Here is a 15,177-nt window from a genome sequence, read left to right as displayed (position 1 = left end):
CCGCCGGTCGCCGCGAATGACCCCCGACAAGACCGCGATCCGCGACGCCGCCAGCGTCATCGTCCTGCGCGACAGACTGCAGGCGCCGCGCGTGCTGATGGGCCAGCGCGGGGCAAAGGCGGCCTTCATGCCCAACAAGTTCGTCTTTCCCGGTGGTGCGGTCGATGCCGCGGACGCAGCCGTCCCGCTGGCAACCCCCTTGCCGCCGCTCTGCACCGAGCGCCTGTGCGAGAAGTCGCCAACCGATCTGGCACCGGCGCTGGCCGCCGCCGCCATCCGCGAGCTGTGGGAAGAGACCGGCCTGATCCTCGGCCGGCCCGGCCGCTGGCCGGGCGACGTGCCGCCCGATTGGCAGTCCTTCGCCGCGACCGGCCACCTGCCCGCCGCCGACGCGCTGCAATTCGTGTTCCGCGCCCTGACCCCGCCGGGTCGACCGCGCCGGTTCGACGCGCGGTTCTTCCTGGTCGATGCCGAGGCCATCCAGGGCGATCCCGACGATTTCACGCATGCCTGCGACGAACTCAGCCACCTGCAATGGATCCCGCTTGCGGAGGTGCGCGCCTTCGACCTGCCCTTCATCACCGAGGTCGTGCTGGCCGAGGTCGCCGCGCGGGCGGCCGACCGGGATCCACCCGCCTCGGTGCCTTATTTCCGCAACGACGACGAGGAAAGCCTGTTCCTGCGCCTGCGCGGATACCCGATGCCCCAGAGCGACTGAGCGCTGGCCACAGCGCGCCTCGCGGATTTCCTCTCGCTGAAAATACCTCCGCCGGAGGCACGCGCCGAAGGCGCGTTTCTCAGCGCATCCGGCTGACCACCACGGTGACTTCGGGCTTGCGCCCGATCTCGGACATCGCGGTCTGGCGCGCGATCCGGCGCAGCTCCTCTTCCAACTTGTCGTCATCGCGCAGGGTCTTGTCGCCCGCGCGCATCAGGAACTGGTTGAGGTCCTCCTCGAGCACGTCGACCAGCGCCGCGCGCGAGCTTCCGGTCTCCGGCAATCCCTTGAGGTCGCACCAGGGCTCGCCCAGGGGTTCGTCCTCCTCGTCCAGAATCACCGTCACCGTGACATGCCCGTTCAGCGCCATGCGGATCCGGTCGCGCACCACGCCGTCCAGCGCGCCGATCTGCACGCTGCCGTCCAGGTAGGTGCGGCCGGTCTCGACATAGTCGGCCACCTTGGGCGCATTGCCGCCCAGGTCCAGCATCATCCCGTTCACCGCCACGACGCCTGCGCGCCCGCCCGCCTCGGCCAGCTTGGCGTGTTCGCGCAGGTGCCGGTGCTCGCCATGCATCGGGATCACCATCTGCGGGTCGATCAGGGCGTGCAACCGCTCCAGGTCGGGGCGGTTGGCATGGCCGGACACGTGATAGCGGTCGGTGCGGTCGTCCACCACGTCCACGCCCTTTTCGCTGAGCTGGTTGATGATGCGGATCACGTCACGCTCGTTGCCGGGGATGGTCTTGGAGGAGAACAGGAACAGGTCGCCGTCGGCCAGTTCCAGCCCGCGATACTTGCCCCGCGCCAGCTGGGCGCTGGCCGCCCGCCGCTCGCCCTGGCTGCCGGTGACGATCAGCATCACGTTCTCGCGCGGGATTTCCTGCGCCTCTTCGGGGCTGATCGTTTTGGGGAAATCGGCCAGCACACCGGTCTCGACCGCCGCCTCGATCATCCGGCGCATGGCCCGGCCCAGCAGGACGACCGAGCGACCGGCGCGCTGGCCCGCCTCTGCCAGGGTCTTCACCCGGGCGACGTTGCTGGCGAAGGTGGTGGCCACGACCATGCCGCCGGCCTCGCCGACCAGTTCGGTGATCGCGGGGCCCAGCTCGGATTCCGAGCGTCCGGGGTGCGCCGAAAACACGTTGGTGCTGTCGCAGACCAGGGCGCGCACACCGGACTGCGCGACCTCGGCCCACAGCTCGGGATCGAACGCCTCGCCCACCACCGGGTTCGCGTCGATCTTGAAATCGCCGCTGTGCACGACCCGTCCGGCCGGCGTATCGATGACCAGGCCTGCGCTTTCCGGGATCGAGTGGGAAATCGGCACGAAACCCACTTTGAACGGCCCCGCCGTTACGGTCTCGGGCCAGGCCGAGACGGTGCGCACGGCGTCCTCGGGGTGGCCCTGCTCCTCCATCTTGCGCCGCGCCAGGTTGGCGGTGAAGGCCCGGGCATAGACCGGGACGTTGAGCGCGCCATAGCAATGGGCGACCGCGCCCACATGGTCCTCGTGCGCGTGGGTCACGAACACCGCCTCCAGCCGGTCGGCGCGTTCCTTCAGCCAGGTGATATCGGCAAAGATCAGGTCCACGCCGGGCGAGGTGTCCATATCCGGAAAGGCCACGCCCAGGTCGACCAGGATCAGCCGTTCCTCGCCCGGTTTGCCGTAACCGTAGACATAGGCGTTCATGCCAATCTCGCCGGCCCCGCCCAAAGGCAGATAGATCAGTCTCTCGCTGCTCATGGCGCGCCGTTTTCCTTGTTGTAGCGATGTATCACGGTCAGCCCGTGCATCGTCAGATCGTCTTCGTAGGTATCGAACAGATCGGCCGCCTGCTGGAACAGCGGCGCCAGCCCACCCGTTGCGATCACCTTCATCTCTTGCCCGCTTTCGCCGCGGATCCGCTCGCAGATCTCGCGCACAAGGCCCACATAGCCCCAGAACACACCTGACTGGATACATTCAACCGTATTCGTTCCGATGACCTTCTGCGGTTTGGAAATGTCCACATGCGGCAGGGCTGCCGCCGCCAGATGCAGCGCCTCGAGGCTGAGATTGACCCCCGGTGCGATCACCCCGCCCACATAGGCCCCGTCGAAGGCCACCACGTCGAATGTCGTCGCGGTGCCGAAATCCACCACGATCAGGTTGCCGCCGTGGCGGTCGAAGGCGCCGGCGGTGTTCACCAGCCGGTCGGGCCCGACCTGGGTGCCTTCGTCCACCCTGGGGGTAAAGGGCAGCAGGCAGTCGGGCTTGCCCACGACGATCGGGCGACAGCCGAAGAACCGGTCGGCAAAGACCCGCAGGTTGAATACCACCCGTGGCACCGTCGAGGAGATGATGACATCGGTGATGTCCGCCTCGATCCCGTAATGCTTCACCAGCGTCGAGTACCAGGTGAAATAGGCATCCGCCGTGCGCGCGTGATGGGTCGATGTCCTGAGGGTGCAGAGGAACCGTTCGCCGTCCCAGATCGAGAACACGGTGTTGGTATTGCCGCAGTCGATGGCCAGTAGCATGGGCTCGGTCCCTCAGAAATAGACATCCGCGGCCGGGATGTTCACGCGGCCCTTGGCGGTCAATAGGACAAGGTTGCCCCGCTCGTCCACCGTTTCGAACGTCCCGGCGGTTTCGCTCGTGGCCGTGCGCGCGACGATCGGCTGACCCAGCCGGGCGGCACGGTCCAGCCAGGCCCGGCGGATCGGCGCGAAACCGTAGGTTGCGAACTGCGTCTCGTAGCCGGCGAAGGCCGCCGCCAGTTCGATGAGGAAATCGTCGGGCGCGACCTGCGCGCCGGTTTCGGACAGGAGCGAGACGGGACGCACTGCCCCCGGCTCCAGCGTCGAGGCCTCCGGCGCCTGGGCCAGGTTCACGCCGATGCCGATGGTCAGATGCGCGACACCGTCCGCCCGCCCGGCGCTTTCCAGCAGGATACCGGCCAGCTTGCCACCGTTCAGCAGAACGTCATTGGGCCATTTCAGCGTCAGGCCGTCGGCGCGCCCGGTTACGGCGATGCAGGCGTCATAGAGGGCAAGCGCGGCGACGAAGCTGCGCAGGGCCGCGACCTCGGGCGCGCCGTCCGGCCGCATCACCAGCGTCGCCGCCAGGTTGCCGCGCGGGTTGGCCCAGGCCCGGCCACGGCGTCCGCGCGCGGCGGTCTGGTGGCGGGCCATGATCCAGACCGGCCCGGTCATCGTGGGCGCGATGCGTGCGGCCTCGTTGAGCGTGCTGTCGACCTCGTCCAGCACATGCAACCCGTATCCCGCCGGCCAGCTGCTCACGGCAAGAAGGTCCGGTCATGCGCCCGGGTCACCTCGCCGGACGGTTGGTCAGTTGACAAGGGTTGCCGCAGCGGCAGCCGCCGCGCCCTCGACCCCGAACTGATAGGCCACGCCCACCAGCATCAGCGCCGCCGAGCCCATGAGCGCCACCCACAGCACCGGCGATCCGTTGGTTTCCAGCACCTCTTCGGTCTCGTCCCCGAAATACATGTAGAAGACGATGCGCAGGTAATAGAACGCGCCGATCACCGAGGCCACCGCCGAAGCCACGACGAGCCCGGTCAGCCCGGCATCGACACCCGCCTGCCAGACGCCGAACTTGGCGAAGAAGCCCAGCATCGGCGGCACGCCCGCCAGGCTGAACATCAGGATCAGCACCGCCAGCGCCTTGCCCGGTTCGCGCCGCGAATACTGCCGCAGCGCGTCGATCTCGGTCACCGGCTGGCCGTCGCGCTCCATCATCAGGATGAAGGCGAAGGTGCCGATATTCATGGTCAGGTAGATCGCCAGGTACATCAGCATCGCCTTGACGCCCATCTCGGTGCCGGCGGCAAGCCCGATCAGCGCATAGCCCATATGCGCAATCGACGAGAATGCCATCAGCCGCTTGATGTTGCGCTGGCCGATCGCGGCGATGCCGCCAAGGAACATCGACAGCACCGACAAGAGCACCAGAACCTGCTGCCAGTCGGCGACCGCGCCGCCAAAGGCGTCATGCAGCAGCCGCGCGAACAGCGCCATCGCCGCCACCTTGGGCGCGGTGGCGAAGAAGGCGGTGACCGGCGTGGGCGACCCCTCGTAGACATCTGGCGTCCACATGTGGAAGGGCACCGCCGAGACCTTGAAGGCCAGACCCGAAATCAGGAAGATCAGCCCGAAGAGCAGCCCCAGCGACACCTCGCCATGCTGAGCCGTCTGCACGATCCCGGTGAACAGCGTCGTGCCGGCATAGCCATAGGTCAGCGACGCACCGTAGAGCAGAAGGCCCGAGCTGAGCGCGCCCAGGACGAAATACTTCAGTCCCGCCTCGGTCGATTTCACGCTGTCGCGGCGCAGCGCGGCCACCACGTAGAGCGACAGCGACTGCAGCTCGAGCCCCATGTAGAGCGCCATCAGGTCGCCGGCGCTGACCATCATCATCATGCCGACCGCGGCCAGGGCCACCAGCAGCGGGTATTCGAACCTGAGCAGCCCGCGCCGGTGCATGTAGTCCTGGCTCATCAGCAGCACCGCCGCCGCCGACAGCAGGATCGCCACCTTGGCGAAGCGCGCGAACCCGTCGTCGATGAACATCCCGCCAAAGGCCACCTGTGTGCCGCCCGTGGCCGAGGCGATCCACACCGCGAGCAAGGCCATCAGCCCAGCGGTCGCCCAGACCAGCGCCGAGGCAAGCGCGTCTTTGACCGTGTAGACCGCGCCCAGCAGCGCCAGCATGGCGAAGACCGCCAGAACGATCTCGGGCAGGATTACGTTCAGATCAGCCTGGATCATGGTTCCTGGCTCCTTACTGCGAGGCGAGCTGGGTCGCGGCCTCGGCCGCGGCCAGAGCCGTGTCATAATTCGAGATCAGCGCGGCGGTCGAGGGCCCGATCACGTCGGTCACCAGCGACGGATAGACGCCCAGCAGGATCGTCATCACCACCAGCGGCGCAAACACCGCCCGCTCGCGGGTGTTCATGTCGGTGATCGACTTCAGGCTTTCCTTGATCAGATCGCCGAACACCACGCGACGATAGAGCCACAGCGCATATCCGGCGGAGAAGATCACCCCCGTCGCCGCCACCGCCGTCACCCAGGTGTTGACCTGGAACGCGCCCATCAGCGTCAGGAACTCGCCGACAAAGCCCGACGTGCCAGGCAAGCCGACATTGGCCATGGTGAACAGCATGAACACCAGCGCATAGGCCGGCATCCGGTTCACCAGACCGCCATAGGCGTCGATGTCCCGGGTGTGCATCCGGTCATAGATCACGCCCACGATCAGGAACAGCGCCGCCGAGATGAACCCGTGGCTGAGCATCTGGAAGATCGCGCCGTCGATGCCCTGCTGGTTGGCGGCGAAGATCCCCATGGTGACAAAGCCCATATGCGCCACCGAGGAATAGGCAATGAGCTTCTTCATGTCCTCCTGCACCAGCGCCACGAGCGAGGTGTAGACCACGGCGATCGCCGACATCCACAGGACCACGCCGGTCATGACCTCGGCGCCCACCGGAAACATCGGCAGGCTGAAGCGCAGAAAGCCGTAGCCGCCCATCTTCAGCAGGATCGCCGCCAGCACCACCGATCCCGCGGTCGGCGCCTGCACGTGGGCATCCGGCAGCCAGGTGTGCACCGGCCACATCGGCAACTTGACGGCAAAGCTGGCGAAGAAGGCCAGGAACATCAGCGTCTGCATGCCGCCGACCACGTAGATACCCAGTACGCTGAAGCTCTCGGACGAGAACTGATGCGTCATCAGCGCGGCGATGTCGGTGGTGCCGGCATCGGCATACATCGCCACCATCGCCACCAGCATCAGCACCGAGCCGAGGAAGGTGTAGAGGAAGAACTTGAAGCTGGCATAGATCCGGTCCTTGCCGCCCCAGATCCCGATGATCAGGAACATCGGGATCAGCCCGGCCTCGAAGAACAGGTAGAACAGCACCAGGTCCAGCGCCATGAACACGCCCAGCATCAGCGTTTCCAGCAGCAGGAAGGCGATCATGTATTCCTTGACGCGGGTCTTGACCTCCCAGCTGGCCAGGATGGTCAGCGGCATGATGAAGGTGGTCAGCAACACGAACAGCACGCTGATCCCGTCGACGCCCATCTTGTACTTGAGCCCCAGGAACCACTCGGCCTCCTCGACCATCTGGAACCCGGTATTGGCCGGGTCGAAACCGGTGTAGATGCCGATCGACACCAGGAAGGTCGCGGTCGTCGCCACCAGCGCCACCCATTTGGCGTTGCGCTGGGCCGCCGCATCCTCGCCGCGCAGGAACAACGCCAGGATCAGCGCCGCCAGCGCCGGCAGGAACGTGACAATGGAAAGGATGTTGTCCATCAGTTCGCCCCCCCGCCGATCGACATCCAGGTGACGAGGGCCGCGATGCCCAGCACCATCCAGAAGGCATAAGTGAAGATGTAGCCCGACTGCGCCTTGCCCGCGAGGCGGGTGAAAAAGGGCACGATGCCCATGGCGACCCCGTTGAGGAACCCGTCGATGGTTCCGCCGTCACCGCGTTTCCAAAGGAACCGGCCCACGGCCAGGATCGGGCGCACGAAAACCGCGTCGTAGATCTCGTCGAAATACCACTTGTTCTTGAGGAACAGGTAGAGCGGCCGCTGGTTCTCGGCCAGCTGCGCCGGCAGCGCCGGGTTCACGATATAGAACAGGTAGGCCAGCCCGAGGCCCAGCAGCATGGCGACAAAGGGCGAAACCTTGACCCAGACCGGCGCGGCATGGGCGTCGTCCAGCACCGTGTTCTGGGGACCGACATAGATCGCGCCCTCGCCCGGCGCGCCGACAAAGGCGTAGTTGTGCTTCTCTTCCGCCTTGGCCTCGCCTTCGCCAAGTTCCGCGGCCTCGCCTTGGCTGTCGTCGCCATGTCCGTTCCCGGCCTTGTCGCCCTGCTCCGAGGCTTCGGCAACCGGGATGCCGTAGAATTTGCCGACCTGATCGACCTTTCCGAAATACTGGTTGTACCAGATCATGCCGGCAAACACCGCGCCCAGGGACAGCACGCCCAGCGGCACCAGCATGGTCATCGGGCTTTCATGGGCGTGGTCATGGGTGTGCTTGTCACCCCGCGCCTCGCCGAAGAAGGTCAGGAAGATCAGCCGCCAGCTGTAGAAGCTGGTCATGGCGGCGGCTACCACCAGCGCCCAGAAGGCAAAACCGGTGCCGCCGGCCCAGGCGCTCTCGATGATGGCGTCCTTGGACAGGAACCCGGCAAAGCCGATCGTGGTCAGCGGAATGCCGACCCCGGTGATCGCCAGCGTGCCGATCATCATCGCCCAGAAAGTATAGGGGATCTTTTTCCTCAGCCCGCCATAGTTCGTCATCTCCTGCTCGTGGTGCATCGCATGGATGACCGAGCCCGCGCCAAGGAACAGCAGCGCCTTGAAGAAGGCGTGGGTGAACAAGTGGAACATCGCCGCCGAATACATTCCGACGCCAGCGGCCACGAACATATAGCCCAGCTGCGAACAGGTCGAATAGGCGATCACGCGCTTGATGTCGGTCTGCACCAGGCCCACCGTGGCGGCAAAGAACGCCGTGGCCGCGCCCAGGAACATCACGAACCCGGACGCATTGGGAGCGAACTCATAGAGCGGCGACATGCGGCTGACCAGGAACACGCCGGCCGTCACCATCGTCGCGGCATGGATCAGCGCCGAGACCGGCGTCGGACCTTCCATCGCGTCGGGAAGCCAGGTGTGCAGGATCAGCTGCGCGGACTTGCCCATTGCGCCGATGAACAGCAGCAGCGCCACCACCTCGGCGGCGTTCCACTCGGCCCACAGGAAGGTGAGCTGCGTCTCGGCCAGTGTCGGCACCGCGGCGAAGATGTCGCTGAGGTTGATGCTGTCGACCAGGAAGAACAGCGCGAAAATCCCCAGGGCAAACCCGAAATCGCCGACCCGGTTCACCACGAACGCCTTGATCGCCGCGGCGTTGGCGCTGGGCTTGCGGTAGTAGAACCCGATCAGCAGGTAGGAGGCGACGCCCACGCCTTCCCAGCCGAAGAACATCTGCACCAGGTTGTCGGCGGTCACCAGCATCAGCATCGCGAAGGTGAAGAAGCTGAGATAGGCGAAGAACCGCGGCTTGTAGCTTTCGCCCTGCCGCCATTGCGGGTCGTGATCCATGTAGCCGAAGCTGTAGAGATGCACGAGGCTCGAGACCGTGGTCACCACGATCAGCATGATCGCCGTCAGCCGGTCCAGCCGGATCGCCCAGGACGTGCTGAGCGAGCCGCTCTCGATCCAACGCAGCACCTCGATCTGCCGGGTCTCGCCATCGAAGGCGAAGAACACGATCCAGCTGAGGATCGCGGCGAGGAACAGCAGGCCGGTGGCGGTCCACATCGCCGCCTTCTCGCCGATGAACCGCCAGCCGAACCCGCAGATCAGCGCGCCCACCAGAGGGGCAAAGAGGATTGTGGTTTCCATTGTCCCTTAGCCCTTCATCACGTTGACGTCTTCCACGGCGATGGTGCCGCGGTTGCGGAAGAAGCAGACCAGAATGGCCAGGCCGATAGCGGCCTCGGCGGCGGCGACGGTCAGCACGAAAAGGGTGAAGACCTGCCCGACCAGATCGCCCAGGAAGGACGAGAAGGCCACCAGGTTGATGTTCACCGCCAGCAGCATCAATTCGATGCTCATCAGCAGGATGATCACGTTCTTGCGGTTCAGAAAGAGCCCGAAGATGCCGATGACGAACAAGGTCGCCGCCACGGTCAGGTAATGCTCAAGTCCTATCATCTCGGTCGTCCCTCAGTTTTCTTATCGTCCGCAGGGTTTCTCTGACACCCCACAGCAGGATAGGCGGCCCTGCAATCACCAGAAGCATGACCTGCCAAAGGTCCACGTCACAGCCCCTGTCCCGGTTTCACGTCCTTCAGTTCCATCGCTTTGGCCGGATCGCGGTACATCTGCGCCAGGATGTCCTGCCGCTTGATGTCCTGCCGGTGGCGCAGGGTCAGCACGATGGCCCCGATCATGGCGACCAGCAGGATCAGCCCCGCCAGCTGGAACAGCAGGAAATACTGGTCATAGAGGATCACGCCCAGCGCCTCGGTGTTGTGCCGGTCCACCGGGATCGCCTGTGCCCGCAGCCCCTCGGCCGCCGCGTTGCTCTCCCACGAGCCGAAGGCGATCACGAACTGCATCAGGATCACCAGCCCGATCAAGAGCGCCAGCGGCATGTAACGGGCCATCTCGGCCTTCAGCTCGGCGAAATCCACGTCCAGCATCATCACCACGAACAAAAACAGCACCGCCACCGCGCCGACATAGACGATGACCAGCAGCATGGCGACGAACTCGGCCCCCAGAAGCACGAAGAGCCCGGCCGCCGAGATGAAGGACAGGATCAGCCACAGCACCGAATGCACCGGCTGGCGGCTGATCACGGTGAACAGCCCGCCGGTGATCGCGCCCAGCGCAAACAGGTAGAAGGCGAATACGCTCATGACTTGTCGTCCTCCTGGTCTTCCATGACCTCGCGGGCCATTTCCATGGCGCGGGTCATCGCGGGGATGCCGGCGAACATGGACATCATCGCGATGGTCTCGGCGATCTCGTCTTTGGTGGCGCCCGCCTCGATGGCGTGGCGCACGGTCAGCCGCACCTGCGTGTCGGACTGCGCGCCCTGCATGGTCAGCCCGGCCAGGGTGATCAGCAGCCGCGTCCTGGCGTCCAGACCATCCTTGCTGAGGCCCTTGCCGAAACTCATCTCCATGAATTCCTTGGGCATGGTCGGCCACATCTTCTCGAACCCCTTGGGCGAAAAGGTCTCCAGCGCCGGATTGAACGCCCGGGCCATTTCCTGCGCCTGCGCCATCATCAGCTCGAACGGGGTCTTGGCATCAGTCATCGGTAGGGTGCGTCCAGTTCCAGGTTGCGGGCGATCTCGGCCTCCCAGCGTTCGCCGTTGTCCAGCAGCTTGGCCTTGTCATAGAACAGCTCTTCGCGGGTCTCGGTGGCGAACTCGAAATTGGGGCCCTCGACAATCGCATCCACCGGGCAGGCCTCCTGGCAGAAGCCGCAGTAGATGCACTTGGTCATGTCGATATCGTAGCGCGTGGTGCGCCGGCTGCCATCCTCGCGCGGCTCGGCGTCGATGGTGATCGCCTGCGCCGGGCAGATCGCCTCGCACAGCTTGCAGGCAATGCAGCGCTCCTCGCCGTTGGGATAACGCCTGAGCGCGTGTTCCCCACGGAACCGCGGCGAGAGCGGACCCTTCTCGTGCGGATAGTTCACGGTGGCCTTGGGCCCGAAGAAGTATTTCAGGCCCAGCTTCATGCCGACCCAGAAATCCTGCAACAGGAAATACTTGGCGGCGCGGGTGTAGTCGATCTGGGTCATCTTACTTTGCACCTTCCATACAGCGGCCGAAAGTGTCGGTCAGGATACCGTTCAATGCGTCAGCCAACCCAGCCTTGTCATTGGCTGCAGCTACGACGGCGGCGTATCCGGAATACATCTGATAGATCTGTTTGCATTCGGCATCCGCTATTGCATCGACGATTTCGGTATCCTTATAACTCGTTTGCTCAATGGTTTCGCTTTCAGGATGCAGGCACCCCAATACAGCGCTGTAGGCATCCAGCTTCCGGGCGTCCCTCTTGACCGAAGCGAGCGGCACCGTTTCATCCGCCGCACCATGCTCGACACGCGACCAGAAAACGGAACTGTCCGCAAACAGGTTCTTCCAGGCCACGATTTGCAGGCGCTCGGCGCGCAGGACGTCCGGCTCGACATCGCGCGGCTCGGCATCGTCCGCCAGTTCGATGTTCCGGCCAATCGTGTCCACAGGCCCGGCAGGATCGGAACGCACCGCGTCTACGAAGTTGCGATAGGCGGAAGGGCAAACCGCACTGGCCCGGGCGTCAACGGCAGTCCAGTATTGCTTCGGCGTTGTCTCGGCCGCAACCACGGCCTGGCACGCAAAGAGAGCTGCGGTCATGCAGACCGCAAGTCGCGTTGTCCGGTCGAGTGTCCTCCGCCCTGACACGACTACCCCCCCACCGTCCAGCGGGCGAATGCGCCGCCGAACCATTCGAACTTGGCCGCGAAGGACACGAAGACCACCCAGCCCAGCGAGAAGGGCAGGAACACCTTCCAGCCCAGCCGCATCAGCTGGTCATAGCGGTAGCGGGGGGTGATCGCCTTGACCATCGCGAAGATGAAGAAGAAGAACGCCATCTTGGCGACCATCCACAGCACCCCGTCGGGCAGGCCCGGGATCGGCGACAGCCAGCCGCCGAAGAACAGCAGCGTGGTCAGCGCGCACATCAGGAAGATGGCGATGTATTCGCCGGCCATGAACAGCAGGAAGGGCGTCGCGGAATATTCCACCTGGTAGCCCGCCACCAATTCCGACTCCGCTTCCGGAAGGTCGAAGGGCGGGCGGTTCGTCTCGGCCAGCGCCGAGATGAAGAACAGGAACACCATCGGCAGATGCGGCAGCCAATACCAGCTGAAGAAGCCGAAGGATCCGTCCTGCGCCTGCACGATGTCGCCGAAATTCATGCTGCCGGTCGAGATGATGATGCCGATGATGATCAGGCCGATGGACACCTCGTAGGAGATCATCTGCGCGGCCGAGCGCAGCGAGCCGAGGAACGGGTATTTCGAGTTCGACGCCCAGCCGCCCATGATCACGCCATAGACCTCGAGCGAGGAGACCGCGAAGACATAGAGAATGGCCACGTTGATGTCGCTGAGCACCCAGCCGTCGTTGAACGGGATAACCGCCCAGGCGATCAACGCCAGCACGAAGGAGGTGAGCGGCGCCAGCAGGAACACGGTGCGGTCGGCCCCGGCGGGAATGACCACTTCCTTGAGCACGTATTTCAGCGCGTCGGCCACCGATTGCAGGATGCCGTAGACCCCAACCACGTTCGGCCCCCGGCGCATCTGGACCGCGGCCCAGATCTTGCGGTCGCCATAGACCAGGAACAGCAGCGACACCATGACAAAAGCCAGCACGGCCAGCACCTGCGCCAGGATGATGATGGCGATGCCGCCGGGAGTGTTGAAGAATTCAGCCATGCGTCCTCACACCGTGGGTATTCCGTTTTCCTTGCAGGTCGCGGCCTCGACCCGGGCGTCGATGACACGCGATCCGCGCGGCAGGGTTGGCGAGATGGTGTAAACAGCATCTGCCGTCCACACGCCACCCTTTTCCTTCACATTCGTGCGCAAATGACGCGCGAACCCGTGGCCGCGGGACAGGGCGAAAAGCGCGGCGGCACAGCGCGTGTAGGCCGCGATTTCGGCGGCGTCCCGCACCCCCTCCATCCTTGCCTCGACCTGCACCAGGTTCCGGTCCAGCGAACGTGTGGTCACGCCCTCGTAGACCGGCGGCGGCGCATCCTCGACCGGTTCTTCGGCCGAGGCACAACCCGCCAGGAGCATCGTCGCGATGAGGCCGCCCCGGCTCATTCCGCGGCGATCTTGCTGTGTCCCCGCGCCTTGGCCAGGGCCGACAGTTCGGCCATCAGCTGGCTGGCCCGGGCAATCGGGTTGGTGAGGTAGAAATCGCCGATCGCGTACCGGAACGCGGCATCGCCCAGCTTGCCCCGAGGCTCGGCCCGCCAGTCGTTCTGCGGAACCTCGTCGACCTGCGCCAGGTGCGGCACCTCTTCGATCATCGCCTTGCGCAGCTGCGCCAGCGAGTCGAAGGGCAGCGTCGCGCCGATCTCGCCCGACAGCGCGCGCAGGATCGCCCAGTTTTCCTTGGCCTCGCCGGGCGCGAACCCGGCGCGCAGAGCCAGTTGCGGGCGGCCTTCGGTGTTCACGAAGAGCGCGTTCTCCTCGGTATAGGCGGCCCCTGGCAGGATCACGTCGGCGCGATGCGCGCCCCGGTCACCGTGGCTGCCCTGGTAGATGACGAAGGCACCCTCCGCGATCTCGATCTCGTCGGCGCCGAGGTTCACGATCACGTCGGCCTCGCTCACCGCCTCCATGCCGCGGTCATTCAAGGCGCCCACATCCATCGCGCCCACGCGGCCGGCGGCGGTGTGCAGGACCAGCAGCCCGCTTTCGGTCTCGGCGGCGACCGCCTGGGCGGCGGCCAGAACCGCGGCGCCGTCCGCTTCGGTCAAGGCGCCCTGCCCGACAATGACGATCGACCGCTTGCCGCGAATCTCGTCATCGCCGCCCATGTCGACCACCTTCTGCAATGCGGCCCGGTCGTCGCCGGCATGGTAGTAGTCATAGGTCAGGTCGACCGCGGGACCGACGACAGCAACCTGCGCGCCGTGGCTCCAGGCCTTGCGGATGCGGGCGTTCAGCACCGGCGCCTCGGTGCGCGGATCGGTGCCGATCAGCAGGATGCTCTCGGCGGTGTCGATCTCCTCGATGGTCGCGGTCCCGACATAGCCCGAGCGGTTGCCGGCCGGCAGCTTGGCCCCGTCGGTGCGGCATTCCACGACGCCGTCCTGCCCTTCGACCAGCTGCTTGAGCGCATAGGCCGCCTCGACCGGGGCCAGGTCGCCGACCAGCCCGGCCAGCTTGTCCGCCCCCTTGATCGCCTGGGCCGCCTTGCCCAGCGCCTCCGGCCAGGTGGCGGGCCGCAGCTTGCCGCCCTCGCGCACGTAGGGCCGGTCCAGCCGCTGCCGCCGCAGCCCGTCCCAGACGAACCGCGTCTTGTCGGAAATCCACTCCTCGTTCACGCCGTCATGGTTGCGCGGCAGGAAACGCATCACCTCGCGCCCCTTGGTGTCGACGCGGATGCTGGAGCACAGGGCGTCCATCACGTCGATGCTCTCGGTCTTCGTCAGCTCCCACGGCCGGGCGGTGAAGGCATAGGGCTTCGAGACCAGCGCCCCCACCGGGCAGAGGTCGATGATGTTGCCCTGAAGGTTGCTGTCCAGCGTCTCGCCCAGATAGGCGGTGATCTCGGCATCTTCGCCGCGCCCGGTCTGGCCCATCTGTGTGATGCCCGCCACCTCGGTGGTGAATCGCACGCAGCGGGTGCAGCTGATGCAGCGGGTCATGTGGGTCTCGACCAGCGGGCCGAGGTCCAGGTCGTCCACCGCGCGCTTTGGCTCGCGGAACCGGCTGAAGTCCACGCCGTAGGCCATGGCCTGGTCCTGCAGATCGCACTCGCCGCCCTGGTCGCAGATCGGGCAGTCCAGCGGGTGGTTGATGAGCAGGAATTCCATCACGCCCTCGCGCGCCTTCTTGACCATCGGGGAATTGGTCTTGACCACCGGTGGCTGACCCTCGGGGCCCGGGCGCAGGTCGCGCACCTGCATGGCGCAGGAGGCGGCGGGTTTCGGCGGGCCGCCCACGACCTCGACCAGGCACATGCGGCAATTGCCGGCGATCGACAACCGCTCGTGATAGCAGAACCGCGGCACTTCGATGCCGGCGATCTCGCAGGCCTGGATCAGGGTCATCGCCCCGTCCACCTCGATCTCTTGCCCGTCGATGTTGATCTTGCGGAGGTCTGACAT

15 protein-coding genes are annotated in these 15,177 nt (G+C 65.5%); 1 reads left to right on the top strand and 14 read right to left on the bottom strand.

Annotated elements, in window-relative coordinates:
* Window positions 1-16: 16 nt before the first annotated feature.
* Entirely contained in the window at window positions 17-718 is a 702-nt protein-coding gene (locus BMX57_RS04615; RefSeq protein WP_092362955.1) for an NUDIX hydrolase, read from the top strand.
* 79 nt (window positions 719-797) lie between these two features.
* On the opposite strand, the gene BMX57_RS04610 is transcribed toward BMX57_RS04615, so the two are convergent.
* The 14 genes from BMX57_RS04610 to nuoG all read right to left on the bottom strand — a co-directional run bounded on the left by BMX57_RS04610 (window position 798) and on the right by nuoG (window position 15,177).
* Window positions 798-2,465: a ribonuclease J gene (locus BMX57_RS04610; RefSeq protein WP_092362954.1), complete on the bottom strand. Its 1,668-nt coding sequence runs from the start codon at window positions 2,463-2,465 to the stop codon at window positions 798-800.
* Entirely contained in the window at window positions 2,462-3,241 is a 780-nt protein-coding gene (locus BMX57_RS04605; protein WP_092362953.1) for a type III pantothenate kinase, read from the bottom strand. Before BMX57_RS04605 ends, BMX57_RS04610 begins: the two co-directional genes overlap by 4 nt.
* A 12-nt stretch (window positions 3,242-3,253) precedes the next feature.
* Window positions 3,254-4,003, bottom strand: a complete 750-nt coding sequence (locus BMX57_RS04600; RefSeq protein WP_092362952.1) for a biotin--[acetyl-CoA-carboxylase] ligase — start codon at window positions 4,001-4,003, stop codon at window positions 3,254-3,256.
* 48 nt (window positions 4,004-4,051) lie between these two features.
* Window positions 4,052-5,494, bottom strand: coding sequence for an NADH-quinone oxidoreductase subunit NuoN (nuoN, locus tag BMX57_RS04595; RefSeq protein WP_092362951.1), 1,443 nt, complete (start codon window positions 5,492-5,494; stop codon window positions 4,052-4,054).
* A gap of 13 nt (window positions 5,495-5,507) precedes the next feature.
* Window positions 5,508-7,049 (bottom strand): NADH-quinone oxidoreductase subunit M, encoded by a 1,542-nt coding sequence (locus BMX57_RS04590; RefSeq protein WP_092362950.1) that lies wholly within the window; start codon window positions 7,047-7,049, stop codon window positions 5,508-5,510.
* Window positions 7,049-9,160, bottom strand: a complete 2,112-nt coding sequence (gene nuoL, locus BMX57_RS04585; RefSeq protein WP_092362949.1) for an NADH-quinone oxidoreductase subunit L — start codon at window positions 9,158-9,160, stop codon at window positions 7,049-7,051. Before nuoL ends, BMX57_RS04590 begins: the two co-directional genes overlap by 1 nt.
* Window positions 9,161-9,166: 6 nt before the next feature.
* Complete coding sequence (gene nuoK / locus BMX57_RS04580) at window positions 9,167-9,472, bottom strand: NADH-quinone oxidoreductase subunit NuoK (protein WP_008553673.1); 306 nt, start codon at window positions 9,470-9,472, stop codon at window positions 9,167-9,169.
* A 107-nt stretch (window positions 9,473-9,579) separates the two neighbouring features.
* Entirely contained in the window at window positions 9,580-10,182 is a 603-nt protein-coding gene (locus BMX57_RS04575) for an NADH-quinone oxidoreductase subunit J (protein ID WP_092362948.1), read from the bottom strand.
* On the bottom strand, window positions 10,179-10,586 hold the full coding sequence (locus tag BMX57_RS04570; RefSeq protein WP_092362947.1) for a carboxymuconolactone decarboxylase family protein: 408 nt from the start codon (window positions 10,584-10,586) through the stop codon (window positions 10,179-10,181). Before BMX57_RS04570 ends, BMX57_RS04575 begins: the two co-directional genes overlap by 4 nt.
* Complete coding sequence (nuoI, locus tag BMX57_RS04565) at window positions 10,583-11,077, bottom strand: NADH-quinone oxidoreductase subunit NuoI (RefSeq protein ID WP_092362946.1); 495 nt, start codon at window positions 11,075-11,077, stop codon at window positions 10,583-10,585. The genes BMX57_RS04570 and nuoI overlap by 4 nt, the downstream gene beginning before the upstream one ends.
* 1 nt (window position 11,078) lies before the next feature.
* On the bottom strand, window positions 11,079-11,678 hold the full coding sequence (locus BMX57_RS04560; protein ID WP_092362945.1) for a hypothetical protein: 600 nt from the start codon (window positions 11,676-11,678) through the stop codon (window positions 11,079-11,081).
* 50 nt (window positions 11,679-11,728) lie between these two features.
* Window positions 11,729-12,766 (bottom strand): NADH-quinone oxidoreductase subunit NuoH, encoded by a 1,038-nt coding sequence (nuoH, locus tag BMX57_RS04555; protein WP_092362944.1) that lies wholly within the window; start codon window positions 12,764-12,766, stop codon window positions 11,729-11,731.
* A 6-nt stretch (window positions 12,767-12,772) separates the two neighbouring features.
* A complete protein-coding gene (locus tag BMX57_RS04550) occupies window positions 12,773-13,159 on the bottom strand; it encodes a hypothetical protein (RefSeq protein ID WP_092362943.1) in 387 nt (128 codons plus the stop codon).
* On the bottom strand, window positions 13,156-15,177 hold the full coding sequence (gene nuoG, locus BMX57_RS04545; protein ID WP_092362942.1) for an NADH-quinone oxidoreductase subunit NuoG: 2,022 nt from the start codon (window positions 15,175-15,177) through the stop codon (window positions 13,156-13,158). Before nuoG ends, BMX57_RS04550 begins: the two co-directional genes overlap by 4 nt.

Origin of the sequence: Cribrihabitans marinus (assembly GCF_900109035.1) — a bacterium.
Lineage (GTDB): Bacteria > Pseudomonadota > Alphaproteobacteria > Rhodobacterales > Rhodobacteraceae > Cribrihabitans > Cribrihabitans marinus.
The sequence above is the reverse complement of the archived record's forward strand: the minus strand, read 5'-3'. Positions and strand labels throughout refer to the sequence as shown.

Coding starts and splice junctions, on each gene's coding strand:
- BMX57_RS04615 (WP_092362955.1), top strand. CDS start 17: ATGACCCCCGACAAGACCGCGATCCGCGACGCCGCCAGCGTCATCGTC.
- BMX57_RS04610 (WP_092362954.1), bottom strand. CDS start 2,465: ATGAGCAGCGAGAGACTGATCTATCTGCCTTTGGGCGGGGCCGGCGAG.
- BMX57_RS04605 (WP_092362953.1), bottom strand. CDS start 3,241: ATGCTACTGGCCATCGACTGCGGCAATACCAACACCGTGTTCTCGATC.
- nuoN (WP_092362951.1), bottom strand. CDS start 5,494: ATGATCCAGGCTGATCTGAACGTAATCCTGCCCGAGATCGTTCTGGCG.
- BMX57_RS04590 (WP_092362950.1), bottom strand. CDS start 7,049: ATGGACAACATCCTTTCCATTGTCACGTTCCTGCCGGCGCTGGCGGCG.
- nuoL (WP_092362949.1), bottom strand. CDS start 9,160: ATGGAAACCACAATCCTCTTTGCCCCTCTGGTGGGCGCGCTGATCTGC.
- nuoK (WP_008553673.1), bottom strand. CDS start 9,472: ATGATAGGACTTGAGCATTACCTGACCGTGGCGGCGACCTTGTTCGTC.
- BMX57_RS04575 (WP_092362948.1), bottom strand. CDS start 10,182: ATGAGCGTATTCGCCTTCTACCTGTTTGCGCTGGGCGCGATCACCGGC.
- BMX57_RS04570 (WP_092362947.1), bottom strand. CDS start 10,586: ATGACTGATGCCAAGACCCCGTTCGAGCTGATGATGGCGCAGGCGCAG.
- nuoI (WP_092362946.1), bottom strand. CDS start 11,077: ATGACCCAGATCGACTACACCCGCGCCGCCAAGTATTTCCTGTTGCAG.
- BMX57_RS04560 (WP_092362945.1), bottom strand. CDS start 11,678: ATGACCGCAGCTCTCTTTGCGTGCCAGGCCGTGGTTGCGGCCGAGACA.
- nuoH (WP_092362944.1), bottom strand. CDS start 12,766: ATGGCTGAATTCTTCAACACTCCCGGCGGCATCGCCATCATCATCCTG.
- BMX57_RS04550 (WP_092362943.1), bottom strand. CDS start 13,159: ATGAGCCGGGGCGGCCTCATCGCGACGATGCTCCTGGCGGGTTGTGCC.
- nuoG (WP_092362942.1), bottom strand. CDS start 15,177: ATGTCAGACCTCCGCAAGATCAACATCGACGGGCAAGAGATCGAGGTG.